At 68.6% G+C, this 24,114-nt stretch carries 23 protein-coding genes; 6 read left to right on the forward strand and 17 right to left on the reverse strand.

What is annotated here, in order from left to right; all coding sequences use genetic code 11:
• Positions 1-10: 10 nt before the first annotated feature.
• Genes M8231_RS08405 through M8231_RS16900 form a run of 3 tightly spaced genes read right to left on the reverse strand, consistent with a single transcriptional unit; the run spans position 11 to position 5,650 of the window.
• Positions 11-3,376: an error-prone DNA polymerase gene (locus tag M8231_RS08405; protein WP_250201259.1), complete on the reverse strand. Its 3,366-nt coding sequence runs from the start codon at positions 3,374-3,376 to the stop codon at positions 11-13.
• A complete protein-coding gene (locus tag M8231_RS08410) occupies positions 3,373-4,953 on the reverse strand; it encodes a Y-family DNA polymerase (protein ID WP_250201260.1) in 1,581 nt (526 codons plus the stop codon). Before M8231_RS08410 ends, M8231_RS08405 begins: the two co-directional genes overlap by 4 nt.
• Positions 4,844-5,650 carry an ImuA family protein gene (locus tag M8231_RS16900; protein WP_283843670.1) on the reverse strand — a complete coding sequence of 269 codons (807 nt, stop codon included), beginning with the start codon at positions 5,648-5,650 and terminating at the stop codon, positions 4,844-4,846. Before M8231_RS16900 ends, M8231_RS08410 begins: the two co-directional genes overlap by 110 nt.
• Before the next feature lie 241 nt (positions 5,651-5,891).
• Here M8231_RS16900 and M8231_RS08425 point away from each other — a divergent pair, with 241 nt between their 5' ends.
• Positions 5,892-7,412: a DEAD/DEAH box helicase gene (locus tag M8231_RS08425; RefSeq protein ID WP_250201261.1), complete on the forward strand. Its 1,521-nt coding sequence runs from the start codon at positions 5,892-5,894 to the stop codon at positions 7,410-7,412.
• 89 nt (positions 7,413-7,501) lie between these two features.
• Positions 7,502-8,566 carry a GGDEF domain-containing protein gene (locus M8231_RS08430; RefSeq protein ID WP_249750344.1) on the forward strand — a complete coding sequence of 355 codons (1,065 nt, stop codon included), beginning with the start codon at positions 7,502-7,504 and terminating at the stop codon, positions 8,564-8,566.
• Between the two features lies 1 nt (position 8,567).
• Here M8231_RS08430 and M8231_RS08435 read toward each other — a convergent pair whose 3' ends face one another.
• The 9 genes from M8231_RS08435 to M8231_RS08475 form a co-directional block, all read right to left on the reverse strand.
• A complete protein-coding gene (locus M8231_RS08435) occupies positions 8,568-8,921 on the reverse strand; it encodes a TfoX/Sxy family protein (RefSeq protein ID WP_249750343.1) in 354 nt (117 codons plus the stop codon).
• 1 nt (position 8,922) lies between these two features.
• The gene (locus M8231_RS08440; protein ID WP_249750342.1) at positions 8,923-9,312 is read right to left on the reverse strand and encodes a HesB/IscA family protein; all 390 of its coding nucleotides are present in this window, start codon (positions 9,310-9,312) and stop codon (positions 8,923-8,925) included.
• A 16-nt stretch (positions 9,313-9,328) separates the two neighbouring features.
• Positions 9,329-9,718, reverse strand: coding sequence for an SUF system Fe-S cluster assembly protein (locus tag M8231_RS08445; RefSeq protein WP_201216881.1), 390 nt, complete (start codon positions 9,716-9,718; stop codon positions 9,329-9,331).
• Between the two features lie 6 nt (positions 9,719-9,724).
• Positions 9,725-10,963 carry an aminotransferase class V-fold PLP-dependent enzyme gene (locus M8231_RS08450; protein WP_250201262.1) on the reverse strand — a complete coding sequence of 413 codons (1,239 nt, stop codon included), beginning with the start codon at positions 10,961-10,963 and terminating at the stop codon, positions 9,725-9,727.
• A complete protein-coding gene (sufD, locus tag M8231_RS08455; protein WP_249750340.1) occupies positions 10,942-11,964 on the reverse strand; it encodes a Fe-S cluster assembly protein SufD in 1,023 nt (340 codons plus the stop codon). Before sufD ends, M8231_RS08450 begins: the two co-directional genes overlap by 22 nt.
• A gap of 145 nt (positions 11,965-12,109) precedes the next feature.
• A complete protein-coding gene (sufC, locus tag M8231_RS08460) occupies positions 12,110-12,859 on the reverse strand; it encodes a Fe-S cluster assembly ATPase SufC (RefSeq protein ID WP_249750339.1) in 750 nt (249 codons plus the stop codon).
• Positions 12,860-12,947: 88 nt separating this feature from the next.
• Complete coding sequence (gene sufB, locus M8231_RS08465) at positions 12,948-14,414, reverse strand: Fe-S cluster assembly protein SufB (RefSeq protein WP_250201263.1); 1,467 nt, start codon at positions 14,412-14,414, stop codon at positions 12,948-12,950.
• Positions 14,414-15,553, reverse strand: a complete 1,140-nt coding sequence (locus M8231_RS08470) for a cysteine desulfurase family protein (RefSeq protein ID WP_249750337.1) — start codon at positions 15,551-15,553, stop codon at positions 14,414-14,416. Before M8231_RS08470 ends, sufB begins: the two co-directional genes overlap by 1 nt.
• Positions 15,550-16,041, reverse strand: coding sequence for an Rrf2 family transcriptional regulator (locus tag M8231_RS08475; RefSeq protein ID WP_249750336.1), 492 nt, complete (start codon positions 16,039-16,041; stop codon positions 15,550-15,552). Before M8231_RS08475 ends, M8231_RS08470 begins: the two co-directional genes overlap by 4 nt.
• A 158-nt stretch (positions 16,042-16,199) precedes the next feature.
• On the opposite strand from M8231_RS08475, the gene M8231_RS08480 reads away from it, so the two are divergent.
• The 4 genes from M8231_RS08480 to M8231_RS08495 are packed head-to-tail and all read left to right on the forward strand — an operon-like array spanning position 16,200 to position 18,868.
• Positions 16,200-16,850 (forward strand): alpha/beta hydrolase, encoded by a 651-nt coding sequence (locus tag M8231_RS08480; RefSeq protein ID WP_249750335.1) that lies wholly within the window; start codon positions 16,200-16,202, stop codon positions 16,848-16,850.
• A gap of 53 nt (positions 16,851-16,903) precedes the next feature.
• Positions 16,904-17,143 (forward strand): type II toxin-antitoxin system Phd/YefM family antitoxin, encoded by a 240-nt coding sequence (locus M8231_RS08485; protein WP_249750334.1) that lies wholly within the window; start codon positions 16,904-16,906, stop codon positions 17,141-17,143.
• Entirely contained in the window at positions 17,143-17,580 is a 438-nt protein-coding gene (locus M8231_RS08490; protein WP_249750333.1) for a type II toxin-antitoxin system VapC family toxin, read from the forward strand. The genes M8231_RS08485 and M8231_RS08490 overlap by 1 nt, the downstream gene beginning before the upstream one ends.
• Before the next feature lie 13 nt (positions 17,581-17,593).
• Complete coding sequence (locus tag M8231_RS08495; RefSeq protein ID WP_249750332.1) at positions 17,594-18,868, forward strand: NAD(P)/FAD-dependent oxidoreductase; 1,275 nt, start codon at positions 17,594-17,596, stop codon at positions 18,866-18,868.
• A 50-nt stretch (positions 18,869-18,918) separates the two neighbouring features.
• On the opposite strand, the gene ahpF is transcribed toward M8231_RS08495, so the two are convergent.
• The 5 genes from ahpF to M8231_RS08520 all read right to left on the reverse strand — a co-directional run bounded on the left by ahpF (position 18,919) and on the right by M8231_RS08520 (position 23,906).
• Positions 18,919-20,505 (reverse strand): alkyl hydroperoxide reductase subunit F, encoded by a 1,587-nt coding sequence (gene ahpF, locus M8231_RS08500; RefSeq protein ID WP_249750331.1) that lies wholly within the window; start codon positions 20,503-20,505, stop codon positions 18,919-18,921.
• 191 nt (positions 20,506-20,696) lie between these two features.
• Complete coding sequence (gene ahpC / locus M8231_RS08505; protein WP_249750330.1) at positions 20,697-21,260, reverse strand: alkyl hydroperoxide reductase subunit C; 564 nt, start codon at positions 21,258-21,260, stop codon at positions 20,697-20,699.
• A gap of 197 nt (positions 21,261-21,457) precedes the next feature.
• On the reverse strand, positions 21,458-22,138 hold the full coding sequence (locus M8231_RS08510) for a DUF6624 domain-containing protein (RefSeq protein ID WP_249750329.1): 681 nt from the start codon (positions 22,136-22,138) through the stop codon (positions 21,458-21,460).
• A gap of 59 nt (positions 22,139-22,197) precedes the next feature.
• Positions 22,198-23,400: an exo-beta-N-acetylmuramidase NamZ family protein gene (locus M8231_RS08515; RefSeq protein WP_250201264.1), complete on the reverse strand. Its 1,203-nt coding sequence runs from the start codon at positions 23,398-23,400 to the stop codon at positions 22,198-22,200.
• The gene (locus M8231_RS08520; RefSeq protein WP_249750327.1) at positions 23,397-23,906 is read right to left on the reverse strand and encodes a DOMON-like domain-containing protein; all 510 of its coding nucleotides are present in this window, start codon (positions 23,904-23,906) and stop codon (positions 23,397-23,399) included. Before M8231_RS08520 ends, M8231_RS08515 begins: the two co-directional genes overlap by 4 nt.
• Positions 23,907-24,114: the final 208 nt, after the last annotated feature.

Genomic DNA, 24,114 nt, shown 5'->3' on the forward strand with positions numbered 1-24,114 from the left:
AGGCGCGGGCTCAGTGGAAGTCGCGCGACCCTGGCAGGATGCGCACGTCGCGCGGATGGCGGCCGGTCGGCGACCGCGGCGCCTGCGGGTATTTCACCGCATCCGCCCGCGACAGTTCGACCTGAAGGTCATAGTCCTCCGACAACCGCCTGAGCTCGGCCGAACGGTCGAAGACGCGCCGGACCATGACGTGCAGCACGCCCTCGACGCTCTTCTCGACCGTGCCCTCCACCTCCATCAGCCGCGCGGCCATGACCTCGCGCCGGAAGGTCTCGAACAGCCGCGCCCACAGCAGGGCGTTCACCACTCCCGTCTCGTCCTCCATCGTCACGAAGATGGCGTTGCCGGTCCCCGGCCGCTGCCGCACCAGCACCACCCCGGCCGTGCGCACCAGCCGCCCGTGCTTCTGGGCATTGACCTCTTCGGCGCTCAGCACCCCCTCGGCCCGGAACACCGGCCGCAGGATCTGCATCGGATGGCCCTTCAGCGACAGGCGCGTGGTCTGATAGTCGGTGGCGATATGCTCCTTCAGCGGCATCAGCGGCAGGTTCGCCGCCGCCTCGACGCCCAGTTCCCTGGCGCCGTTCTTCACGGAATTGGCGGCCTGGAACAGCGGCAGCGGCTCGTCGTCCGGCAGGCGCCGCACCGCCCACAGCCCCTCGCGACGATCCAGGCCCAGCGACCGGAACGCATCCGCGTCGGCCAGCTTGCGCATCGCCGCCGCCTCCAGCCCCGTCCGCCGCGCCATCTCCTCGACATCGGAGAAACCGTCGCCGCGCGCCTCCGCCAGCTTCACGGCCCAATCCTCCCTGAACCCGTCGATCTGCCGCAGCCCCAGCCGCAGCGCCAGGCCGCGCGCGCCGGGTTCCAGCGTGTTGTCCCAGACGCTGTGGTTCACGTCGATCGCCCGCACCTCGACCTTCTGCGGGCTCTCCTGCGCATCCCGCACCAGTTGCGCCGGCGCATAGAAGCCCATCGGCTGGCTGTTCAGCAGCGCGCAGGCGAACACCGCCGGATGATGGCATTTGATCCACGACGAGATGTACACTAGCTTGGCGAACGACACCGCGTGGCTCTCGGGAAAGCCGTAGGAGCCGAAGCCCTTGATCTGCTCGAAACAGTTGCGCGCGAAGTTGGGGTCGTAGCCGCGCTCGATCATGCGATTGACCATTCGGTCTTCGTACTTCCAGAGATTGCCGTCCCCTCTGAAAGTCCCCATCGCTTTGCGCAGGCCGTTGGCCTCACCGGATGAAAACTCAGCCGCGACCATAGCCACCTTCATCGCGTGTTCCTGAAACAGCGGAACACCGAGCGTTTTCCAAAGAATCGCCTTCAACTCATCGGGATCATGCGGCGGCTTCGGCCCAGCGTAATCCGGCTCCTCGAGCCCCTGCCGTCTTCGGAGATAGGGGTGGACCATGTTTCCTTGGATTGGCCCGGGCCTGACGATCGCGACCTGTATCGCCAGGTCGTAGAATTCAGCGGGCTTCAGTCTCGGCAGCATGTTTATCTGCGCCCGGCTCTCCACCTGAAAAACGCCGATTGAGCGCCCCTCCTGGAGCATCCGGTAAACGTCCGGGTCTTCGTCTTCGAAGGAATCCAACTCCAAGCGTCGAGCATGATGCTCATGGATCAGGTCGAACGCCTTTCTGATGCAGGTCAGCATCCCCAGCGCCAGTACATCGACCTTCATCAATCGCAGTGCGTCGATGTCGTCCTTGTCCCATTCGATGAAGGTGCGGTTCGGCATGGCCGCATTCCCGATGGGGACCAGTTCATCCAACCGGTCCTGGGTCAGGACAAATCCGCCGACGTGCTGGGACAGATGTCGCGGAAACTCCAACAGACGCCGGGTCATGGCGACAGCACGGGTCACCGTCAGATTTCCGACCTCAAGCCCGGCCTGTTCCAGGTGTCGATCGGGAATGTCCGATCCAAAGCTGCCCCATTGGCTTCCCGCCAGACGGGCCGTGATATCCTCGGTCAGTCCCATGACCTTACCGACTTCGCGAATGGCGCTGCGTGGACGGTATCTGATCACGGTCGCGGCGATGCCGGCGCGGTGACGGCCATATCGCTTGTAGATGTGCTGGATGACCTCCTCGCGTCGCTCGTGCTCGAAATCGACGTCTATGTCAGGCGGCTCGTTCCGATCCGTCGACAGGAACCGCTCGAACAGCACATCGTGCTTGCTGGGATCGACCGAGGTGATCCCCAAAACATAGCAGACGGCCGAGTTCGCCGCCGACCCGCGGCCCTGGCAAAGGATGCCTTCCTTGTTTGCGTAACGAACGATGTCGTGAATCGTAAGAAAGTAGTGAGCCAGTTCGCCGTCAGCGATGAAAGCCAGTTCCTTATCTAGAATATCCCGAACCTTGCCGGGCACGCCTTCCGGATACTTCCGCTGCTCATAGGCAGCCACCAGTTCGACCAGGCGATCTTGCGCCGTCATGTTTGGGGGGACCGGCTCTTCGGGGTAGTTGTAGCGAAGATCCCCCAGATCGAACGCCACGCGCGCCAGGAAGTCCTGCGTCTCGGCCACCGCCTCGGGCGCATCGGCGAACAGGCGCGCCATCTCCTGGGCCGGCTTCAGATGGCGTTCGGCGTTCTGGTCCAGACGGCGCCCGGCGGTTTCCAGCGTCACGCCCTCGCGGATGCAGGTGACGACATCCTGCAGGTCGCGCTGCTCGGCGTCGTGATAGAGCACGTCGTTGACCGCCAGCAGCGGCGTGCCCGTCGCCGCGCCCAGCGCCTTCAGCCGCGCCAGCCGACGCCGGTCGTCGCCCGTTCGGCGCATGGCGACGCCCAGCCAGACGGCGCCGGGCGCCGCCGCGTTCACCTGGCGCAGCACCGCTTCCAGCCCGTCCAGCCGGCGCGGCGGCGTCACGATCAGCAGCAGCCCCTCCGGCGCCCGCAGCAGATCGGGAAGGCCGATCTCGCACTGGCCCTTCTTCGCCCGGCGGTTGCCCAGCGTCAGCAGGCGGCACAGCCCCGCCCAGCCCTGCCGGTCCTCGGGATAGGCCAGGATGTCCGGCGTCCCGTCGTTGAACCGCAGCCGCGCGCCCAGGATCAGCTTGAAGGCCTTGGCGCGCGCCTTCACCATTTCCCGGTCGATGTGCTGGAACTCGGGATCCTCGACCCAGACGAACTCGCCCGGGCCGCCCCCTTCCCGCTTCTTCTCGGGGGCCCAGCCCTCCTCCCGGAAGTCCCTCAGCGCGCTCCAGGCCCGCACCACGCCGGCCAGGGTGTTGCGATCCGCCAGCCCCAGTCCCGTGTGCCCGCGCAGGATGGCGCTCAGCACCAGGTGCTTCGGATGCGACGCCCCCTCCAGGAAGGAGAAGTTGCTGCGCGCCGCCAGTTCGGCGTAGGCGGTCATGCGAAGACGCCGTGGACGAACCAGCGCGGCGCCGGCTCCTCGCCGTAGAAGCCGGAGCGGAACAGCCAGAAGCGGCGGCCCTCCTGGTCCTCGACCCGGTAATAGTCGCGCGTCGGCTCAAGCGGCGTCTCCAGCCGCCGCCACCATTCGGGGGCGATGCGCTCGGGCCCTTCGACGCGCACCAGGCGGTGATCCAAGCGTCGCCAGATGAAGCGGTTCGGCGGATGATCCGGCACCTCGGCCGTGGCCAGAACCGGCTGGGGCGGATCGAACACCTGCAGCGGCCGCAGCGGCGGGTCGGCCGGGTCCGGTTCGGGCCACCCCTCTTCGGCCCGCACCGGCAGGGCGGCGGGCGCCAAGGCTGCAGGGATCAGGCGGACCGCGCGTTCCGGCCGGTGCGACGCCACCGGCTCAAACCGGCTGACGGCTTCCGGGCCCAGGCGGGCGGTCAGGCGGTCGACCAGCCGCCCCAGATCTTCCGCCCCCGGCGGGGTTTGCTCGAACCCCCGCTGGCGCGACGCCAGGCGGTCCGCGACCGGCACGGACAGGCGCAGCTGGTCGAAGCCGAAGCCCGGGTCCAGCGGCCGCGCCAGCGCCGCCAGCCGTTCCTTGAACAGGCGCAGCACCCCGGCCGCGTCACGGCTGGGCCGGCCGGTGCGGACCGTGATGCGCCGCACCTCCCCGTCCACGCGGAAGAAGGCCGCCTGGAACGCGCGCCCGCCCTGGCCGCGCAGGTCCAGCCGGTCCATGGCCTCGGCCAGCAGGTCGCCGATCACCGCCTCGATGTCGGCCGTCTCGGTGATCGGCTCGACCAGAACCCGGTCGACCGACACCATCAGGGTCGGCCGTTCGGGCCGGATGCGCACGTCCTCACGCCCCAGCACCCGGTTCAGCCGCGTCGCCGCCGCCGCGCCGAACCGGGCGGCGATCGGCGCCGTGGGCCGGTCGTCCAACTGCGCCAGGGTCTTCAGGCCCGCACGGGACAGGGCCTGGGTCTCCTTGTCCGACAGCTCCAGCGCCGCCACCGGCAGGCGGCGCAGCGCCGCGCGCTGGCCTTCGCCCTGATGGATCCCGCCGCGACCGAACCGCGTCAGCGCCCGCGCCGCCTCGGGCGCGCCCGCCATCGCCGTGCGGATCGCCAGGCCGATCCCGCGCGCCCGCGCCTCGACCGCCTTCACCAACCCGGCCTCCCCGCCGAACAGATGGGCGCAACCGGTCACGTCCAGCGCCAGGCCGTCCGGCCCGTCGGTCGCCGCCATCGGGGTGAAACGGCCGAAATCCAGCAGCACCCGCTTCAGCAGCGCCGCATCCGCCTCGGGCCGGTGCGCGACCACGCGGATGTCGGGCGCCCGCGCCCGCGCGTCGGCCAGGGTCATTCCGGGCGACAGGCCCAGCCCCATCGCGCGCGGGTCCGCGGCCGCCAGCCGCAGCGCGCCCTTGACCTTTTCGACCAGGACGACGGCGGCCTCAGCCGAAGCGTCGGACTGCCCCTCCTCCCGCCGCAATCGATCGGTCGGCAGGAACGGAAACCACACCGCCAGATACCGCCGGCCGTTCGAGCCGTTCCTGCCCGCCATTCTGGAAGACTCCGCGCTCACGATTCCACTCCATGATCCAGGATCTCGGCTGCGCGCCCAGCCGATGCCGCAACAGTTCGACCTCGAAGGTCGGATGACCGGGCGCCTCGGCTTCCAGCGCCCGCGACGGGGCGGCCTTCACCCGCCACCGGCTCTCGGCCGCGCTGGGCTGGGGCGGGGCCGCCAGCCGCACCAGGACAGCCGTCGCCCGGCCCTGCGCCGCCGCCAGCGACAGCCGCCGGCTGGCCGTCAGGCTCATGGTCTTGGCCTCGCCCCACGCCGTCAGCAGCACCGCCCCGACCGCCCCGCAGGCCAGCGCCTCCTCCCCCGCCGCCAGCAGGTCCTTCGTCTCCTTGACCCGCACCAGCACCACCCGGTCGGGGTCCAGCCCCAGCTCGCGCAGCCCCGGCCCGTGGATGTGGCCCGTCTCCAGCCCCGCCATCGCCTGCACGCCCCACACCAGCGCCTTGTCCGGCGCCGCGCGTCGCGCCAGCCCCAGGGCGAAGCCCAGGGCCGCCGTCGCATCGGGCGTCGTCGCGGCATGAACCTCGTGCAGGGCATGGACCGCCAGTCCGCCCAGATGCCGGTCCGCCGCCTCGTGTCCCAGGTCGAAGCGCGCGGAATCGACCGGATGGCCGTCGGCCTCCAGCATCTTCAGGCGTTCGCGCAGGGCGTCGATGTCGCGGTCGGGCCGCACGTCAGTTCTCCTTTTGTTCTTATATGCCGCCTTCCCAACCCCGGGAGTCAAGCGGCGTTCCAGCTTGGCCATAGGAATTCATTCCGCGGCGACGACCGATCCGGAATACTTGACTTTTACGCAGGGACTTCTATATCGCCCCCAGCCTCGGGACAGGTCTGCGATCCGCGCCGCCCGCTCGCCCACAGAGGGGCGGTTCCGTCGCTGCTATGCACGCAGACGCTTTCTCTCCCAAGGATTCATGACCGAATTTTCCCAACTGGGCCTTTCGCCCACGACCCTTCAGGCCGTCGCCGCCACCGGCTACACCACCGCCACCCCCATCCAGGAGCAGGCTATTCCGGTCGCCCTGGCCGGCCGCGACGTTCTGGGCATCGCCCAGACCGGCACCGGCAAGACGGCGGCCTTCACCCTGCCCCTGGTCGAGCGTCTGGCCTCGGGCCGCGCCCGCGCCCGGATGCCGCGCGCCATCGTCCTGGCCCCCACCCGCGAACTGGCCGACCAGGTCGCCGAGAGCTTCGGCAAATACGCCAAGGGCACCAAGCTGAACTGGGTGCTGCTGATCGGCGGCGTCTCGATGGGCGACCAGGTCGCGGCGCTGAACAAGGGCGTGGACGTCCTGATCGCCACTCCCGGCCGCCTGCTGGACCTGTTCGAACGGGGCAAGATGCTGCTGACGGGCGTCGAGATCATGGTCGTCGACGAGGCCGACCGGATGCTCGACATGGGCTTCATCCCGGACATCGAGCGTATCTTCAAGCTGACGCCGCCGCGGCGCCAGACCCTGTTCTTCTCGGCCACCATGCCGCCCGAGATCACGCGCCTGACCACCGCCTTCCTCAAGGATCCGACCCGGATCGAGGTCTCGCGCCCGGCCCAGACGGCCGACACCATCACCCAGTATCTGGTGCGCATCCCCACCAGCGATCCCAAGGCCAAGCGCACGGCCCTGCGCGCCCTGATCGAACGGGCCGACGTCAAGAACGGCATCGTCTTCTGCAACCGCAAGTCCGAAGTCGATATCGTGGCCAAGTCGCTGCAGAAGCACGGTATCGACGCCGCCCCGATCCACGGCGATCTGGACCAGTCCTACCGCATGAAGACCCTGGCGGCCTTCCGCGCCGGGGAGCTGAAGATCCTGGTCGCCTCCGACGTCGCCGCGCGCGGCCTGGACATTCCCGACGTCAGCCACGTCTTCAACTACGACGTCGCCCACCACGCCGACGATTACGTCCACCGCATCGGCCGCACCGGCCGCGCGGGCCGCACCGGCGAGGCCTTCATGATCGTCACTCCGGCCGACGACAAGTCGCTGGACAAGGTGCTGAAGCTCATCAAGAAAACGCCCGAGGAACTGGTCCTCGACGGCATCGACTTCAGCGAGATTCACGATCGTCCGCGCGATGATCGCAAGCCCGCCCGGGGACGCGAGCGCACCCGCGGCGGACGTTCGCGCGTCGCGGACTCCGCGCCGGCGGCCGTCGAGGCCACGCCCGCTCCCGTCGAAACCGTCGAGGCCGCGGCGGATGACAAGCCCGCCCGTTCGCGCAGCCGCCGCAAGAAGGCCGAGCCGGTCGCGGAAATTCCGGTGGCCGAGACGCCGGTTTCCGTCGTCGATCCGATGGAGCCCCAGCTGCTTCAGTCCGATCGTCGCGGCGAGCCCCGCCCGACCCGGTCCGAGCCCCCCCGCCAGGGCGGCGTGCGCGGCTTCGGGGACGACATCCCGGCCTTCCTGCGCCGTCCGGTCGTGGTTCCGGCCTGAGCCGGGTCGCCGTTTAACCCGGCGTTACGGAACATCCCGTAGTCTTTTCCCTCGACGGACCTCGGCGCGGGGTCCTTTGGGGGAAGCGGATGTCCAATCAAGTCGAAACGGCGGTGCGAGGCCCCCAGGCCTATGCCTTGGCGCGCGACGTCATCGATGAGATGGAAAAGGCCCGCGTGTGGCCGACGCCCCTGAACTTCGAGATCTGGCTGCACTATCTCGGCGATCCCGACGGCGCGCTGGGCCGCGAAATTCGTCGGATGCTGGCCGAGAACCTGCCGATCACCGAGGAGACCTCGGAGATGCTGGCCGCCGAATTCCTGCCGCGCGGCCGCCTGTCCGACGAGATTCGCGACGCCGGCGCCGTGCTCGACCGCGAACTGGCCAGCGTCGCCTCCGCCATCGCCCGCGCCCACAAGACCCAGTCCGACTACGGCCAGACCCTGGCGGGCGCGTCGGACTCCATCGACACGGCCACGGACGGCGACGCCCTGAAGACGGTGATCGGCGGCCTCTCCACCGCCACGCGCAAGGTTCGGCGCGAAACCGCCGCCCTTGAAAAGCGCCTGGAGGCCTCCAACAACGAAGTCGCCCGCCTGCGCGACCATCTGGAACAGGTCCGTCGCGACGCCATGACGGACGCCCTGACCAACCTGGCCAACCGCAAGGCCTTCGACGAACGCCTGGCCGAGGTCTGCGCCGAGGGTCAGAAGGCGCCGCTGACCCTGGCCCTGCTCGACATCGACCATTTCAAGCGTTTCAACGACACCTGGGGCCATCAGACGGGGGATCAGGTGCTGCGCTACGTCTCCACCGTCCTGTCGCGCGTCTGCGTCGGCCAACGCTTCGCCGCCCGCTTCGGCGGCGAGGAATTCGCCATCATCTTCCCGGGCGAGAGCGCGGGCGCCGTGATGGCCGCGCTGGAAAGCATCCGTCAGGAAGTCGCCTCCCGCTCGCTGCGGCGTCGGTCGACGAACGACGAGCTGGGCGCCGTCACCCTGTCCGCCGGCTTCGCCGAGCGCCGGCCGGACGAGCCCTGCGCGGCCCTGCTGGAACGCGCCGACGCCGCCCTCTACGCCTCCAAGCGCGCGGGCCGCAACCGCATCACCGGCGCCCCGGCCGTCGACCGCGCCCCCGGCCAACGCGCCGCCTGACTCAGGCCCTGGTCCGGCGCGACGCCGCCGTCCTCAACGCGACCTCCAGCGACCGCCGCGCCCAGGCCAGCGCTTCGTCGGGGTCGTCCAGGACGCTGTCGGGCAGGGTCCAGTATCCCATGCTCATCGACCGCCCGTCCTTCGTCGGATAGGTGAACTGGCGGCTGCCCGCCTCTCGCAACGCCGGCGCCAGCGCCTGGTCCGCCTTCAGCCACACCACGCCGGCGTCCAGCAGGGCGAACATCACGCCGGACGCATAGACGCCGGCCCCGCCGAACATCCGCTTGATCTCCAGCGGTCCCAGCCCCTCGAAATGTTCGCGGACCCATTCGCCGAAGTCCGCGTCATAGGCCATGTCAGGCGCTGGCGGCCGGCACGATGGTGACGCTTTCGCCGCAGCCGCAGGCGTCGGTCTGGTTCGGATTGTTGAACACGAATTTGGAGGCCAGCCGGGTCGTCTCGTAGTCGATCTCGGTGCCGATCAGGAACAGCACCGCCTTGGGCTCGATCAGGATGGTGACGCCCTTGTCCTCGACCACCTCGTCCATCGGCCCGATCTCGTCGGCGTAGGCGAAGGTGTATTCCTGCCCCGCGCAGCCGCCGTTCTTGACCCCGATCCGCAGGCCGATGTGGTCGTTCTCGGCGTTGTCCAGGATCTCGCGCACCCGCTCGGCGGCGGCGTCGGTCAGGGTGACGGCCTTGGGGCGCGGCCGGCGCGGGCGGGATGTGGTCTGCAGGTCGGTCATGGTCGGAACCTGTCCATCAGAACATATTCAGGGCCAGCTTGGCCTCGTCGCTCATCTTGGAGGCGTCCCACGGCGGGTCGAACACCAGGTTGGCCTTGGCGCTGCGCACGCCCGGCACCTTCTCCACCGCCGTCTCGACCCAGCCGGGCATCTCGCCCGCCACCGGACAGCCCGGCGCGGTCAGGGTCATGTCCACCACCACGTCGCGGTCGTCGCTGACATCCACGCGGTAGATCAGCCCCAGCTCATAGATGTCGACAGGGATTTCCGGATCATAGACCGTCTTCAGCGCCTCGATCAGGTCCTCGGTCAGCGTGTCCAGCTCGGCCTGCGACAGGGCGCTCTTCTGGGGTTCGTCCCAGGCGGCCTTGAAGGCGTCGTTGTCCTGAATCGCGTCGTCGGTCATGGGGCCTTACACAAAGAAGTTCCGCGCCTTGATCAGCGCGTCCACGAAGGCGTCGGCGTCCTCCACGGTGTTATATAGGGCGAAGGAGGCGCGCGTGCTCGACGTCACCCCCATTCTTTTGGCCAGCGGCTCGGCGCAATGCGTGCCCGCCCGCACCGCCACGCCGTAGCGATCCATGATCTGGGCCACGTCATGGGCGTGCGCGCCCTCGACGGCGAAAGTCAGGATGGCGCCCTTGCCCTCCGCCTGCCCCAGGATCCGCAGCCAGTCCTGCTCCGCCAGCCGGTCGGCCGCGCGCCGGTACAGGGCGTGCTCGTGCGCCTGCACCGCCGCCCGGTCGTACTGCGCCAGCCAGTCCAGCGCGACGCCCAGGCCGATGGCTTCCAGGATCGGCGGGGTGCCGGCCTCGAACCGATGCGGCGGGGCGGCATAGGTGACGCGGTCCTTCTCGACCACGCCGATCATCTCGCCGCCCCCCTGATAGGGCGGCAGCGCCTCCAGCGCCTCGGCCTTGCCGTACAGGGCGCCGATGCCGGTCGGGGCGAACAGCTTGTGGCCCGTCAAAACATAGAAGTCGCAGCCGATCGCCTGCACGTCCGGCGCCGCATGGACCGCGCCCTGACAGCCGTCGACCAGCACCTGCGCGCCCGCCGCATGGGCCAGTCGGGTGATCTCCGCGACCGGATTGATCGTCCCCAGCACGTTCGACATATGGGTGACCGCGACCATCCGCGTCCTGGGCCCCAGCAGGTCCGCATAGGCGGCCATGTCCAGCGAGCCGTCGTCCAGGACCGGGATCCACTTCAGCACCGCCCCGCGCCGCTCGCGCAGCAGATGCCACGGCACGATGTTGGAGTGATGCTCCATCTCAGAGATGATGATCTCGTCGCCCGGCTGGATCGACAGGCCCAGGCCGTTGGCGACCAGGTTGATCGCCTCGGTCCCGCCCTTGGTCCAGACGACCTGTTCCGGCGTCTCGGCGTTCAGGAAGCGGGCCACGATCTCGCGCGCCTTTTCGAACGCCTCGGTCGCCTCGTTCGACAGGGTGTGCAGCCCGCGGTGGACGTTGGCGTAGCCGCCCTCCATCGTCGCGACCAGGGCGTCGATCACCGCACGCGGCTTCTGGGCCGAGGCGGCGTTGTCCAGATAGACCAGCGGCTTGCCATTCACCTGTCGCGACAGGATCGGAAACTGCACCCGCACGGCGTAGGGATCGAACAGGGTCACAGGCGCGCCGTCAGCCATTCCCGCACCACCTCTCGCGCGCCTTCGTGCTCGATCCGGTCGACGACCTCGATCAGGAAGGCCTGGGTCAGCAGGGCGCGGGCCTCGTCGGCCGGAACGCCGCGCTGCTGCATGTAGAACAGGGCGCTTTCGTCCAGCGCCCCCACCGTATTGCCGTGCGCGCACTGCACGTCGTCGGCGTAGATGATCAGTTCCGGCTTGGCGTCGATCTCGGCCCGCTCGCTGGCGATCAGGGCATGGTGCCCCATCCGCGCGTCGGTCCCGTCCGCCCCGCGCTCGACCACGATCTTGCCCTGGAAGACGCCGCGCGCCGCATCGCGCGCCACGCCCTTGATCAGCTGGCTGGTCGTGCCGTCCCGGTCCAGGTGGCGCACCACGCTCGTCAGGTCCGCCTGGCGTGCGCCGTTCAGCAGATACAGGCCGTCCGCCTGCACGTGCGCGCCGCGCGCGTGATGGTCGACCCGCGTCTCCACCCGTTGCAGCCTGGCGCCGGTGGCGATCACGGTCTGACGGAACACCCCGCCCGCCTCGACCTTGACCTGGGCCTGGGCGATCGACAGGGCGTCCTCGGGCTCCTCGACCAGGACGATGCGCGTCACCTCGGCGCCGGCCGCCACGTCCAGCTCCAGGGTGTTGTGCGCCACATAGGCCGAGCCCGCGCCCTCGTGCGTCTCCAGCAGCAGCAGCCGGGCGCCCGCCCGCGCGGCCACCCGGGCGCCGGCCGAATGCCCGGTGCCCACGGCGTCCGAGATGTAGCGCAGCCGCAGCGTCTGGTCGCCCGAGGCGATGAAGTCGGTCACGCCCACCGCGCGTCCGTTGGCGAAGACGATCGCCTCCCCGCCCAGGTCGTAGAACGGCCCCGGCGCGCCGATCGCCGCCGTCGGCGACGGCTGCGGCGCTTCGCGAAGATAACGCTTCAGGTCACTGTATTTCCACGCCTCCGTCCGCCGTGACGGAAAGGTCGAGGCGTCCGCCAGGTCGATATCGAACAGCGCGCTCATCCGATCCTCCCCCGTTCACGGGGGAGGGGGACCATCCGAAGGATGGTGGAGGGGGCGGACCCGAAGCCGGTGTCTGGGGTCGCCCCCTCCACCGCTTCGCGGTCCCCCTCCCCCGCTGCGCTTCGCTTGCTGGGGAGGATCATCGTCAAGCCGCCGCCGGAAGGTATTTGTCATAGCCTTCCGCCTCCAGCTGCAACGCCAGCTCCGGCCCGCCCGACGCCACGATCCGACCCGCGGCCAGAACGTGCACCCGGTCCGGTTTGATGTAGTCCAGCAGGCGCTGGTAGTGGGTGATGACCAGCATCGACCGCTCGGGCGACCGCAGGGCGTTCACCCCGTCGGCGACGATGCGCAGGGCGTCGATGTCCAGGCCCGAATCCGTCTCGTCCAGGATCAGCAGCGACGGCTCAAGCAGCGCCATCTGCAGGATCTCCATCCGCTTCTTCTCGCCGCCCGAGAAGCCGACGTTCAGCGGCCGCTTCAGCATGTCGAAGTCCATCTTCAGCGCCTTGGACGCCGCCTTGACCAGCTTCAGGAACTCGGGCGCCGACACCTCCTCCTCGCCGCGCGCGCGGCGCTGAGCGTTCAGCGCCGTCCGCACGAAGGTCAGGGCCGGCACGCCGGGGATCTCGATCGGATACTGGAACGACAGAAACACGCCCTTGGCCGCCCGCTCGGCCGGATCCAGGTCCAGCAGGTCCGCGCCGTTCCATTCGACGGACCCTTCGGTCGCCTCATAGCCCGGCCGTCCCGACAGGGCGTAGCCCAGCGTCGACTTGCCCGCCCCGTTCGGCCCCATGACGGCGTGCACCTCGCCGGCGGGAACATCGAGCGTCAGCCCCTTGAGGATCGGCTTGTCGCCGACGGAAACGTGGAGGTTGGAGATAGAGAGCATTGTCATTCTTCGTTCAAGGGAGCGCGGACCTCCAGGTCCGCAGTCGATGGCGAGGCGGACCTGGAGGTCCGCGCTCCGGTCGGCGTCATCACCCCACGCTTCCCTCCAGGCTGATCGCCACCAGCTTCTGCGCCTCGACGGCGAATTCCATCGGCAGTTCCTGCAGCACGTCGCGGACGAAGCCGTTGACCAGCAGGGCCACCGCCTCCTCCTCGCTCAGCCCGCGCTGCTGGGCGTAGAACAGCTGGTCGTCCGACAGGCGCGTCGTCGTCGCCTCATGCTCCAGCTGGGCCGAGCCGTTGCGCGCCTCGATATAGGGGATGGTGTGCGAGCCGCAGTCCTTGCCGATCAGCAGGCTGTCGCACTGGGTGAAGTTGCGTACGCCCGTCGCCTTCGGATGCACCGAGACCAGGCCGCGATAGGTCGAATCCGACTTCCCCGCCGACACCGCCTTGGCGATGATCCGCGACTTCGAATTCCTGCCCAGATGGATCATCTTGGTGCCAGTGTCGGCCTGCTGATGTCCGTTGGTGATGGCGATGGAATAGAACTCCCCCGAGCTCTCCTCGCCCTTCAGGATGCACGACGGATATTTCCAGGTGACGGCCGAGCCCGTCTCCACCTGCGTCCACGACACCTTCGACCGGTCGCCCCGGCAGTCGGCCCGCTTGGTGACGAAGTTGTAGATGCCGCCCCGCCCTTCGGCGTCGCCCGGATACCAGTTCTGGACCGTCGAATATTTCACCTCGGCGTCGTCCAGCGCCACGATCTCGACCACCGCCGCATGCAGCTGGTTCTCGTCGCGCATCGGCGCCGTGCAGCCTTCCAGGTAGCTCACATAGCTGCCCTTGTCGGCGATGATCAGCGTCCGTTCGAACTGGCCCGTCTGGCTGGCGTTGATCCGGAAATAGGTCGACAGTTCCATCGGGCAGCGCACGCCCGGCGGAGTGTAGACGAACGACCCGTCCGAAAAGACCGCGCTGTTCAGCGCCGCGAAATAGTTGTCCGAGACCGGAACCACCGACCCCAGATATTGCCGCACCAGATCAGGATATTCGCGCAAGGCCTCGGAAATGGGCATGAAAATCACGCCCGCCTTGGCCAGCTCCTCCTTGAAGGTGGTGACCACCGACACGCTGTCGAACACGGCGTCCACGGCCACGCGCGGCGCGCCCTCGACGCCCGCCAGCACCTCCTGCTCCTTCAGCGGGATGCCCAGCTTCTCATAGACGGCCAGCAGTTCGGGATCGACCTCGTCCAGGCTTTTCGGCCCCTCCTTCTTCTTGGGCGCGGCGTAGTAGAACAAGTCCTGGTAATCGACCGGCGCGTATTTCACCGCCGCCCAGGTCGGCTCCTCCATCGCCTGCCAGCGCTCATAGGCGGCCAGACGCCATTCCAACATCCACTCCGGCTCGCCCTTCTTCTCGGAGATGAAGCGCACGATGTCGGCGTTCAGGCCCTTGGGCGCGAACTCCTGTTCCACGTCGGAGGTGAAGCCGTACTTGTACCGCTCCAGCTCGGCGACGGCGTCGATGGTTTCCTTGACGGCGGCCATCAGGCGACCTCTCTCACGCGCGCGGCGGCGCGTGCCTTGTGCTTGTCATACGCGGCGACCCAGGCGTCGGCGAACCGCGCCCAGTCGCCCTCGGTCGTGCCCCAGCCGCCGGAGACGCGCACGCCCCCGGTCGCCAGCGCGTCCAGCCCCATGGCGCTGATGGTCTTGGACGGCTTGACCTTGCCCGACGAACAGGCCGATCCCGCCGACACCATGACCCCGGCCAGGTCCAGGGTGATCAACTGTTGAGGGCTGTCCCAGCCCTCGACCGCCATGAACAGGGTGTTGGGCAGGCGGTCGGCGCCTTCGCCGATGATGGTCGCCCCGGCCGTCTTCACCCGGGTCTGGGCGGCGTCGCGCCAGGCGGCGTGAGATCCCATGGCTTCCAGGTCACGCACGGCGCAGTCGGCGGCCACGCCGAAGCCGACGATGCCCGGCACGTTCTCGGTGCCCGCGCGCAGCCCGCGCTCCTGACCCGCGCCGTGTAGGATGCGAACGCCCGACACGCCTTCCTTGAAGACCAGGGCGCCCACGCCCTGCGGCCCGCCCAGCTTGTGCGCCGACAGGGTCAGGCTGTCGGCGTCCAGCGTCCGAATATCGACCGGAATCTTCCCCGCCGACTGGATGGCGTCGACATGCAGCCAGCCGCCCGCCGCGCGCACCAGACGCGCCGCCTTGGCGATCGGCTGGATCACGCCGCTCTCGTTGTTGGCGTGATGGATGGCGACCACGGCGCGTCCCGGCCGCTTCAGCGCCGCGTCCAGCCAGTCCAGGTCGATCACGCCCTTGGCGTCGACGGGCAGAACCTCGACCGGCGCGCCGGCGTTCGCCGCCGTCTCGGCCACGCACGGATGTTCGGTCGCGGACACGATCAGCCTTTCGCCGCCCGCCGCCAGGGCGCTGGCGACGCCTTGCGCGTTCGCCTCGGTCCCGCCGCTGACGAACACCACCGCCGTCGGGTCCGCCCCGACCAGTTCGGCGACCTGGGCCCGCGCCGTCTCGACCCGCGCCCGCGCGCGCCGCCCGGCCGCATGGACCGCCGACGGATTGCCGTTGTCGGCCAGGGCCCGGGTCATGGCCTCCAGCACCTCGGACCGCACCAGGCCCGAGGCGTTGTAATCCAGATAGATCGCGCTCATGCCGCCACCCCCACGGCCGCGCCGTCGTCGGCCGACAGGGCCGCGCGACGCCGCGCGCCGGTCCGCCGCATCACCACGTCCTCCAGCGACACGCCGGCCAGATAGCGGTGGATCTCGTCGCCCAGGTCTTCCCACAGGTCGTGGGTGATGCAGCGCTCGCCGCCCAGCATGCAGCCCTTGGGCGTGCCGTGCGCCACGCAGCGGGTTGCGCGGATCGGTTCGTCCACCGCCAGCACGATCTCGGCCACCACCGTCTCGTGCGCGCCCTTGGCCAGCCGATAGCCGCCGCCCGGCCCGCGCACGCTGCGCACCAGCCCGCTCTTTCTCAGACGGGCGAACAGCTGCTCCAGATAGCTCAGCGAAATTTCCTGGCGCGCGGCGATCTCGGCCAGCGATACGGCCCGGCCTTCGCCGCCGTCGCCGCGCCCGTTCTTGGCCAGATCGGCCATCGCCATCACGGCGTATCGTCCCTTGGTCGACAGACGCATCGCGCACCCTCAAAAATTGCGCGCTTTTCGGGGCTCCTGTGCTAGAACCCGCGCCTTCGCAAAGGCGGCGGCGCGCCGGAGGGACTTAGAAAGTCCTACCCTGGCGGTCAAGTATTACGCAGCCGCGAAATGACAGTTGAACGGATTGCAGAGCCGACATGCCTGAAGTCATCCTGCCCGGCGCGGCCGGCCGCATCGAAGGCCGCTATTCTCCCGGCAAGCGCCCCAATGCGCCGATCGCCCTGATCCTGCACCCGCACCCCAAGGCCGGCGGGCACATGAACAATCCGGTGACCGTGACCCTGCACCAGCTGTTCCAGCAGCGCGGCTTCGCCACCCTGCGCTACAATTCCCGCGGCGTGGGCAAGTCGCAGGGCGAGTTCGATTCGGGCATCGGCGAACTGGCCGACGCGGCGACGGCCCTGGACTGGCTTCAGGCCAACAATCCCGCCGCCACCCAGACCTGGGTCGCCGGCTATCAGTTCGGGGCCTACATCGGCATGCAGCTGCTGATGCGCCGGCCCGAGACGGACGGCTTCATCTCGGTCTCGCCGCCGTCGAACATGTACGATTTCAGCTTCCTGGCCCCCTGCCCGGCGTCCGGCCTGTTCCTGCACGGCACGGCCGACACCATCGTTCCGCCGGTCGAGGTCGAGCGTGTGGTCAACAAGCTGCGGACCCAGAAGGGCATCGTCATCGACTACGAACTGGAAGAAGGCGCCAGCCACTTCTGGCAGGACCACCTCGCCGCCGTCGATCGCCGCGTCGGCGCCTATCTGGACAAGCGTCTGGAAGAGAACCCGGCGTAGAGCCTGTATCGGGATCGTGCTAAACTGACCAACCAACTGGTCAGGAAGCGATCGTGGAACGCATCAATCTCGCCGACGCCAAGGCGCACTTGAGCGAACTGGTCACCCGCGCCTCCAACGGCGAGGAGATCGAGATCGTCCGGCGCGGTAAATCTGTCGCCCGTCTCCTGCCGCCTGAAAAGCCTCGCAAACCCTTCGATTGGGACGAGCTGGAGCGGGTGACCAGCGCCATGACCCCTCAGCCCGAAAGCGCAGGCGACTTCATGCGCAAGCTCCGCGACAGCGGCTATTGATGCACTATCTCGATGCGTCGGTCCTCGTCGCCGCCGTCACCGAAGAGATAAGCCGCAAAGCGGTCCAGAACTGGCTACGGCCGCGAGAGGACGATCTCGCATTCAGCCATTGGACCTTGACGGAAGTCGCCTCCGCCCTGTCCATCAAACTGCGGACGGGCCAGATCGACGAACATGCGAAGGCGGCGAGCGCCCGGCAGCTTGAAGAGATGCGAAACACCTTCCTCGTTTCCACCCCGATCGATGAAACCCACTTCTTCGCGGCTCGTAAATTCGCCGACAAGCATGAGACCGGCCTGCGCGCCGGAGACGCCCTTCATGTGGCGATCGCCGCCGATTTCGACATGACGCTCGTTACGCTCGACAAACGTATGGCGGCTGGCGCGGCCATGCTGGGCGTCAATGCCGTTCTGCTTCCAATCGCTCCCGGCTCGTGATCGGGGATCTCTGATGCAGCACGACATCGTCATCATCGGCGGCGGCGCCGGCGGGCTTGAGCTGGCCGCCCGTCTGGGCCGTCGCTTCGGCCCGCGAGAGGGACGCCGCCGCGTCCTGCTGATCGACCGCTCCATCTTCCACCTGTGGAAGCCCAGCCTGCACGAGGTCGCCGCCGGTTCGCTGGACAGCCACCAGGAGGGCCTGTCCTATCCCGTCCTGGCGCGCCGCAATCACTTCAGGTTCGCCTTCGGCGACCTGACCGGCCTCGACCCCGAGGCGAAGACAATCTCCCTGGCGGAAATCCGCGACGGCGACGGCCAGGTGCTGGTCGCGCCGCGCACCCTTTCCTACCGCACCCTGGTCCTGGCGACCGGCAGCGGCTCCAACCTGTTCGACACCCCCGGCGCGGCCGAACACGCGCACCTGCTGGAAGACGTCGCCGACGCGGAAGGATTCAACCGCCGCCTGACCTCGGCCTTCCTCGCCGCCGCCTATTCGGACGAGCGGACGCTGAACATCGCCATCGTCGGCGCCGGGGCCACCGGCGTGGAGCTGTCCACCGAACTGATCGAGGGCCACGACGAACTGTCCGCCGGACTGACGCCCGACCAGCGCTTCGACCTGAACGTGACCATCGTCGAGGCCGCGCCGCGCATCCTGGGCGGCCTGCCCGAGCGCGTTTCCGACAAGGCGGCCCGCGCGCTGGAGGCCAAGGGCGTGCGCCTGCTCACCGACGCGCAGGTCCAGGCCGTCCATCCCGACCGTCTCGACACCAGCCGGGGCCCGGTCCCCGCCGACCTGATCGTCTGGGCCGCCGGGGTGAAGGCGGACGACCGCAATCGCGCCTTCGGCCTGAAGACCGGCCGCCTGAACCAGTTCGTCGTCGACGACCGCCTGCGGACCTCCGCCCCAGACATCTACGCCCTGGGCGATTGCGCCGAGGCGCCCGGCCCCGACGGCCGCCCCGTCCCCGCCCGCGCCCAGGCGGCGGCGCAGCAGGCCGCCTATCTTGCGAAGGCCCTATCCGACCCGGCGCGCGATCCCGGTCCCTACGTCTATCGCGACAAGGGCTCGCTGGTGTCGCTGGGCGACGACAAGGGCGTCGGCTCCCTGATGGGCGGCCTGGGCGGTCCTGACTTCCTGATCGAGGGCCTGCTGGCCAAATGGGCCTACATGGCCCTGCACCTCGACCACCACCGCGCCATCATCGGCGTGCGCCGCACGGCCCTTCTGGCCCTCTCGCGCCTGCTCCACCGCCGCGTCTCCGGACGGCTGAAGCTGCATTGAGCCCGCCTTCCGCTCATCCCGGCGAAAGCCGGAATGAGCGGAAACGAAACTTAAGCCGCCTCCGTCGCCTCTTCGGCCGGGACGGTGCGGATCAGGTAGTCGAAGGCCGACAGGCCGGCCTTGGAGCCCTCGCCCATGGCGATGACGATCTGCTTGTAGGGCACGGTCGTGGCGTCGCCCGCCGCGAACACGCCCGGCTGGGACGTCTCGCCGCGATGATCGACCTCGATCTCGCCGCGCGGGGTCAGGGCCACCGCCCCGTGCAGCCATTCGGTGTTCGGGACCAGGCCGATCTGGACGAACACGCCTTCCAGCTGGACCTCGTGCACGGCGTCCGAGTTGCGGTCCTTGTAGACCAGGCCGTTCACCTTCTCCCCGTCGCCTAGCACCTGGGTCGTCAGGGCCGAGGTGACGATCCTGACGTTCGGCAGGGTCGCCAGCTTCCTTTGCAGCACGGCGTCGGCCCGCAGTTCGCTGTCGAACTCGATCAGGGTGACATGGGCCACGATGCCGGCCAGGTCGATGGCCGCCTCGACGCCCGAGTTGCCGCCGCCGATCACCGCCACCCGCTTGCCCTTGAACAGCGGCCCGTCGCAGTGCGGGCAATAGGCCACGCCCTTGTTCCGGTACTGGTCCTCGCCCGGCACGTTCATCTGCCGCCAGCGCGCGCCGGTCGACAGGATCACGGTGCGCGCCTTCAGGCTGGCGCCGTTCTCCAGCTGGACCTCGTGCAGCCCGCCCGGAACCTTGGCCGGGATTAGACGCGACGCCCGCTGCAGGTTCATGATGTCCACTTCATACTCGCGGACGTGCTGCTCCAGCTGGGCGGCCAGCCTGGGCCCCTCGGTGTGGGGCACGGAGATGAAGTTCTCGATCGCCATGGTGTCCAGCACCTGGCCGCCGAAGCGCTCGGCCGCCACGCCGGTGCGGATGCCCTTGCGCGCGGTGTAGATGGCCGCCGCCGCGCCGGCCGGACCGCCGCCGACCACCAGCACGTCGAACGGGTCCTTGGCCTTGATCTTCTCGGCCGCCTTGGCCTCGGCGCCGCTGTCGATCCGGGCGACGATCTGCTCCAGCTCCATCCGGCCCTGCCCGAACAGTTCGCCGTTCAGGAAGACCGTCGGCACGGCCATGATCTTGCGTTCCTCGACCTCGTCCTTGAACAGGCCGCCCTCGATCGCGACGTGCTTGATGCGCGGGTTGATGACGCTCATCAGGTTCAGGGCCTGCACCACGTCGGGGCAGTTCTGGCACGACAGCGAGAAATAGGTCTCGAACAGATAGTCGCCGTCCAGGTCCTTGACCTGCTGGATCACCTCCTGCGCCGCCTTGGACGGATGGCCGCCGACGTGCAGCAGGGCCAGCACCAGCGAGGTGAACTCGTGGCCCAGCGGGATGCCGGCGAAGCGCACGCCGATGTCCGTTCCCTTGCGGCGGATCAGGAAGCTGGGCTGGCGCACGTCGTCGAAGTCGCGGCCCATCTCCACCTTGCCGTGCGAGACCGAGACGATGTCCTCCAGCAGGGCCTTCAGCTCCTGCGACTTCGGGCCGGCGCCCAGCGAGGCGACCAGCTCGACCGGATGCACGATGTTCTTCAGATAGCCTTCCAGCTGGGTTTTCAGATTGGCGTCGAGCATCGGGATCCTCACAAAATCTCGGGTGGAACGCGCCGTCCTCCAGCCGCTGCGGGCGAGGACCGGACGCAAAAAGGCCGCGGGGACGGAAACACTACATGCACCCCGCGGCCTCTGCGGACGCCCGGCGGACCGGGCGCCGTGAACCGGCGGCGAAAACGCGACGCGCCGCCGGTCTGTCTGGGTCGTCGGGCTTAGATCTTGCCGACCAGGTCCAGCGACGGGGCCAGGGTGGCTTCACCCTCTTCCCACTTGGCCGGGCAGACTTCGCCGGGGTGCGAACGCACATACTGGGCGGCCTTGACCTTGCGCAGCAGTTCCGAGGCGTTGCGGCCCACGCCTTCCGAGGTGATCTCCATGAACTGGATCACGCCGTCCGGATCGACCAGGAAGGTCGCGCGGTCGGCCAGGCCCACGCCCGGACGCATCACGTCGAAGTTGTTGGTGATCGTGCCCGACTGGTCGCCGACCATGTAGTAGTCGATCTTGCCGATCGCCGGCGAGGTGTCGTGCCAGGCCTTGTGGCTGAAGTGGGTGTCGGTCGAGACCGAGAACACTTCCACGTCCAGGCCCTGCAGGGTCGGATAGATGCCGGCCAGGTCTTCCAGCTCGGTCGGGCACACGAAGGTGAAGTCGGCCGGATAGAAGAAGAAGACGCCCCACTTGCCCTTCACGTCGGCGTCGGAAATCTCGACGAACTTGCCCTGCTTGTAGGCGGTGGCCGTGAACGGCTTGATGGTCGTGTTGATGAGGGCCATGCGAAATCCATAGGCTGGAAGTGATTGGGGAGGAGGTCCTTCTAACCGACTCGAACGGATAAGCCCAATCACTTATTTGCAGATGCACAATAAACTGCGTTTATACAAAAAAGCGCAGGATGTTCAGAGACAACGATCCGCCGGACAGGCCCTTTGGCACGCCGCCGCCCTCCGTCGCTTCGCGATCGCAGCAAATCTTAGGCGCAGGGCGCCGAAGCGGCGAACCGCGCCTCGTACTCCGCCATCGTCCATCGGAAGCCCATCTCGCGGCGGCGCGTCTCCACACGCTCGGGCTCTTCCAGATTCTCGACCACCCATCGCCCGTCGCGGCAGGTCATTTGGGTTCCATAGCGCTGCGGGCGGCCCTCGCTGACGGCCAGGCGGTCGTACATCAGGCCATATTCCTCTCCGTCCACCTCGCCTCTCGCCACCAGCGGCTCCAACACCGGCACGAACCGTCGCCAGTGCTCGGCCCCGGAATGCTGTACGATCAGGAAGGCCGAGCCCGCAGCCTGCTCGCCATACCGGCTCTTCAGGAACCAACCCTCCGGCGGAACCATGGTCAGCAGTTCCGCCATCAGGGCGCGGTCATTCTCGCCCAGCACGCGCCAGATCGCCGCGCGCGCGGCCGACCGCTCCTCGGGCGGCAGGCGGCTGTAGTCCACGCTGTTCAGCGCATGGCGGCCAGCCTGATCCAGCACGCCCATGCGCTCCAACCGCTCGCGGTCGCTGGCCGCCGGGGCCAGCGCGGCCTGACGCGCCTTCTCGGTCTCCAGCGCCTGGACGACCGGCTTGATCGCTTCCCGAGCCTCGACACTCAAACCGTCCGGATTCGGTTGGCTCATCGAGAGAACCACCGCCATCGCCAAACCCAGCATCACGCCTCCTCCGCACAGGCCGGCGATCCATCGTCGCATCATCCCGAATGCCCCGCTGTTCAGTACAGCAGATGGGGACGCCGAATCTCAATCCAAGATTGCTCGTCCGACAAGGCTGGCGCGTCCAGGTCCCCCGGCGCCGCCCCCCCGTCGTCGACCCATTCGCGCAGCCCCGGCCCGCCGTTGATGGTGTCGATCGGCAGCCGCCCGAAGGCGTACTCATACGGAAAGTCGCGCCACAGGTCGTAATCCGGATACAGCCGCCGGATCGCCTTGAACCCGAGCGCCTGCACCCGCCACGGCCGGAACGCCGCATGGTCGTAATGCGGTCCCTCGACGTGGATCTGCACGCCGCTGCACAGTTGGCCGACATGCTTGTGGAAGGTCGGCTGGAACCAGCATTCGCGCAGCACGCACCCCGTCAGCCACTCCGGCGCCAGCGCCTGCATCTCGAAGATGACCGCCCGCGCGTCGATGTCCGGCGCCCCGAACAGCTCCAGCGGCCGCGTCGTCCCCCGCCCTTCCGACAGGGTCGCCCCCTCCAGCATCACCGTGCCGGCATAAGTCCTGGCCATGCTCAGGTTCGGCGCGTTCGGACTGGGATTGACCCAGGCCCGCTCGAGCAGCGGCCAGCCGTACCCCGGCCCCTCGTCCGGCCGCCAGCCCTCCATCTCCACCACGCGGTAGTCGACATCCAGCTTGAAGCGGTCGACGAACCACAGGCCCAGTTCCCCCATGGTCATGCCATGCCGCATCGGCATCGGCCCGGCCCCGACGAAGCTCTCGAACCCCGGCTTCAGCGTCATGCCCTCGACCGGCCGTCCCGCCGGATTGGGCCGGTCCAGCACCCACACCGCCTTGCCGTGCTTCGCCGCCGCCTCCAGCACATAGAGCAGCGTCGTGACGTAGGTGTAGATGCGGCACCCCAGGTCCTGCAGGTCGATCAGGATGACGTCGAACGTCTCCATCCACGCGTCCTTCGGCCGCCGCACCTCGCCGTACAGGCTGAACACCGGAAAGCCGTGGACCGGATCGCGATAGTCCGGGCTCTCCATCATATTGTCCTGCAGGTCGCCCTTCATCCCGTGCTGCGGCCCGAAGGCGGCGCTCAGCGTGATCTCGGGACAGGCGGCCAGGGCGTCGATGGCGTGCGTCAGGTCCTTCGTCACCGACGCCGGATGCGCCAGCAGCGCCACGCGCCGCCCCTTCAACTGCGCGCGCAGGGCGTCGTCGGACAGCAGGCGATCGAGGCCGAAATTCATGTCAGGTCCAGCGCGAGGGAATCGGAATGATGAAAGTCCGGCTTATCCGACGGATGGGTCAGCGCCCAGTACAGGATCGACCCGTCCAGCCGCTCGATCACCGCCGTCAGGCCCACCGCCCCCGTCGCATCGTCCGGCAGTTGCACGTCGACCGTCAGCACGAACCGCCCCGGCGCCGTCCGCGTGACGATGAAGGGCGCCGGAACCGCCAGGTTGCGCATCCCCGCGCGATAGCCGTCGAAGCCATAGGCCGCCCACGCCCCCGACGGCGACAGATTGTATTCGACATAGCCCCCGGCCGTCCGCGCGAACGCCTCGAAACAGGTGGTCCGCCACAACTCGTCCGTATGCGCCCGCGCCGCCGGTTGGGGCCACCGCACCGTTTCCACCGCCCCGCCCAGCGTATATTCCAGGCTCAGCCCCCGGCCCTCTCGCCGCGCCTCGACCTCCAGCGTCAGGCCGTGCACGGCGGCGGTGGTCGGGTGCGGGATCAGGGGCAGACGCATCCGCCACTGGTATCGCACGCGGACGCCGGGTCAAAGTCGGCTCGACGGTGCCTTGCGCCGTCGCACGCGCATTGCCTCCCGCTTTTCCTTTGAAAAACAACGACGGCGCGGCTCGATCAGCCAATCGACCTCGCACCCCTCGGGGCTGGTGTATGATGCGGGCCCCTTGGTCGGCCGCAGCCGCGCACCGACCAGGGGTATGCGCCTA

This window comes from Brevundimonas albigilva, assembly GCF_023573565.1.
Taxonomy (GTDB): Bacteria; Pseudomonadota; Alphaproteobacteria; order Caulobacterales; family Caulobacteraceae; genus Brevundimonas; species Brevundimonas albigilva.

What these genes read in the sequence shown, in the direction of transcription:
- M8231_RS08435 (WP_249750343.1), bottom strand. Translation starts at nt 8,921, where the DNA reads ATGGCCTATGACGCGGACTTCGGCGAATGGGTCCGCGAACATTTCGAG.
- M8231_RS08480 (WP_249750335.1), top strand. Translation starts at nt 16,200, where the DNA reads ATGCCTGAAGTCATCCTGCCCGGCGCGGCCGGCCGCATCGAAGGCCGC.
- M8231_RS08440 (WP_249750342.1), bottom strand. Translation starts at nt 9,312, where the DNA reads ATGACCGACCTGCAGACCACATCCCGCCCGCGCCGGCCGCGCCCCAAG.
- M8231_RS08410 (WP_250201260.1), bottom strand. Translation starts at nt 4,953, where the DNA reads ATGGCGGGCAGGAACGGCTCGAACGGCCGGCGGTATCTGGCGGTGTGG.
- sufC (WP_249750339.1), bottom strand. Translation starts at nt 12,859, where the DNA reads ATGCTCTCTATCTCCAACCTCCACGTTTCCGTCGGCGACAAGCCGATC.
- sufB (WP_250201263.1), bottom strand. Translation starts at nt 14,414, where the DNA reads ATGGCCGCCGTCAAGGAAACCATCGACGCCGTCGCCGAGCTGGAGCGG.
- M8231_RS08445 (WP_201216881.1), bottom strand. Translation starts at nt 9,718, where the DNA reads ATGACCGACGACGCGATTCAGGACAACGACGCCTTCAAGGCCGCCTGG.
- M8231_RS08490 (WP_249750333.1), top strand. Translation starts at nt 17,143, where the DNA reads ATGCACTATCTCGATGCGTCGGTCCTCGTCGCCGCCGTCACCGAAGAG.
- M8231_RS08430 (WP_249750344.1), top strand. Translation starts at nt 7,502, where the DNA reads ATGTCCAATCAAGTCGAAACGGCGGTGCGAGGCCCCCAGGCCTATGCC.
- sufD (WP_249750340.1), bottom strand. Translation starts at nt 11,964, where the DNA reads ATGAGCGCGCTGTTCGATATCGACCTGGCGGACGCCTCGACCTTTCCG.
- M8231_RS08520 (WP_249750327.1), bottom strand. Translation starts at nt 23,906, where the DNA reads ATGCGTCTGCCCCTGATCCCGCACCCGACCACCGCCGCCGTGCACGGC.
- M8231_RS08425 (WP_250201261.1), top strand. Translation starts at nt 5,892, where the DNA reads ATGACCGAATTTTCCCAACTGGGCCTTTCGCCCACGACCCTTCAGGCC.
- M8231_RS08475 (WP_249750336.1), bottom strand. Translation starts at nt 16,041, where the DNA reads ATGCGTCTGTCGACCAAGGGACGATACGCCGTGATGGCGATGGCCGAT.
- M8231_RS08510 (WP_249750329.1), bottom strand. Translation starts at nt 22,138, where the DNA reads ATGCTGGGTTTGGCGATGGCGGTGGTTCTCTCGATGAGCCAACCGAAT.
- M8231_RS08405 (WP_250201259.1), bottom strand. Translation starts at nt 3,376, where the DNA reads ATGACCGCCTACGCCGAACTGGCGGCGCGCAGCAACTTCTCCTTCCTG.
- ahpC (WP_249750330.1), bottom strand. Translation starts at nt 21,260, where the DNA reads ATGGCCCTCATCAACACGACCATCAAGCCGTTCACGGCCACCGCCTAC.
- M8231_RS08495 (WP_249750332.1), top strand. Translation starts at nt 17,594, where the DNA reads ATGCAGCACGACATCGTCATCATCGGCGGCGGCGCCGGCGGGCTTGAG.
- ahpF (WP_249750331.1), bottom strand. Translation starts at nt 20,505, where the DNA reads ATGCTCGACGCCAATCTGAAAACCCAGCTGGAAGGCTATCTGAAGAAC.
- M8231_RS08515 (WP_250201264.1), bottom strand. Translation starts at nt 23,400, where the DNA reads ATGAATTTCGGCCTCGATCGCCTGCTGTCCGACGACGCCCTGCGCGCG.
- M8231_RS08470 (WP_249750337.1), bottom strand. Translation starts at nt 15,553, where the DNA reads ATGAGCGCGATCTATCTGGATTACAACGCCTCGGGCCTGGTGCGGTCC.
- M8231_RS08450 (WP_250201262.1), bottom strand. Translation starts at nt 10,963, where the DNA reads ATGGCTGACGGCGCGCCTGTGACCCTGTTCGATCCCTACGCCGTGCGG.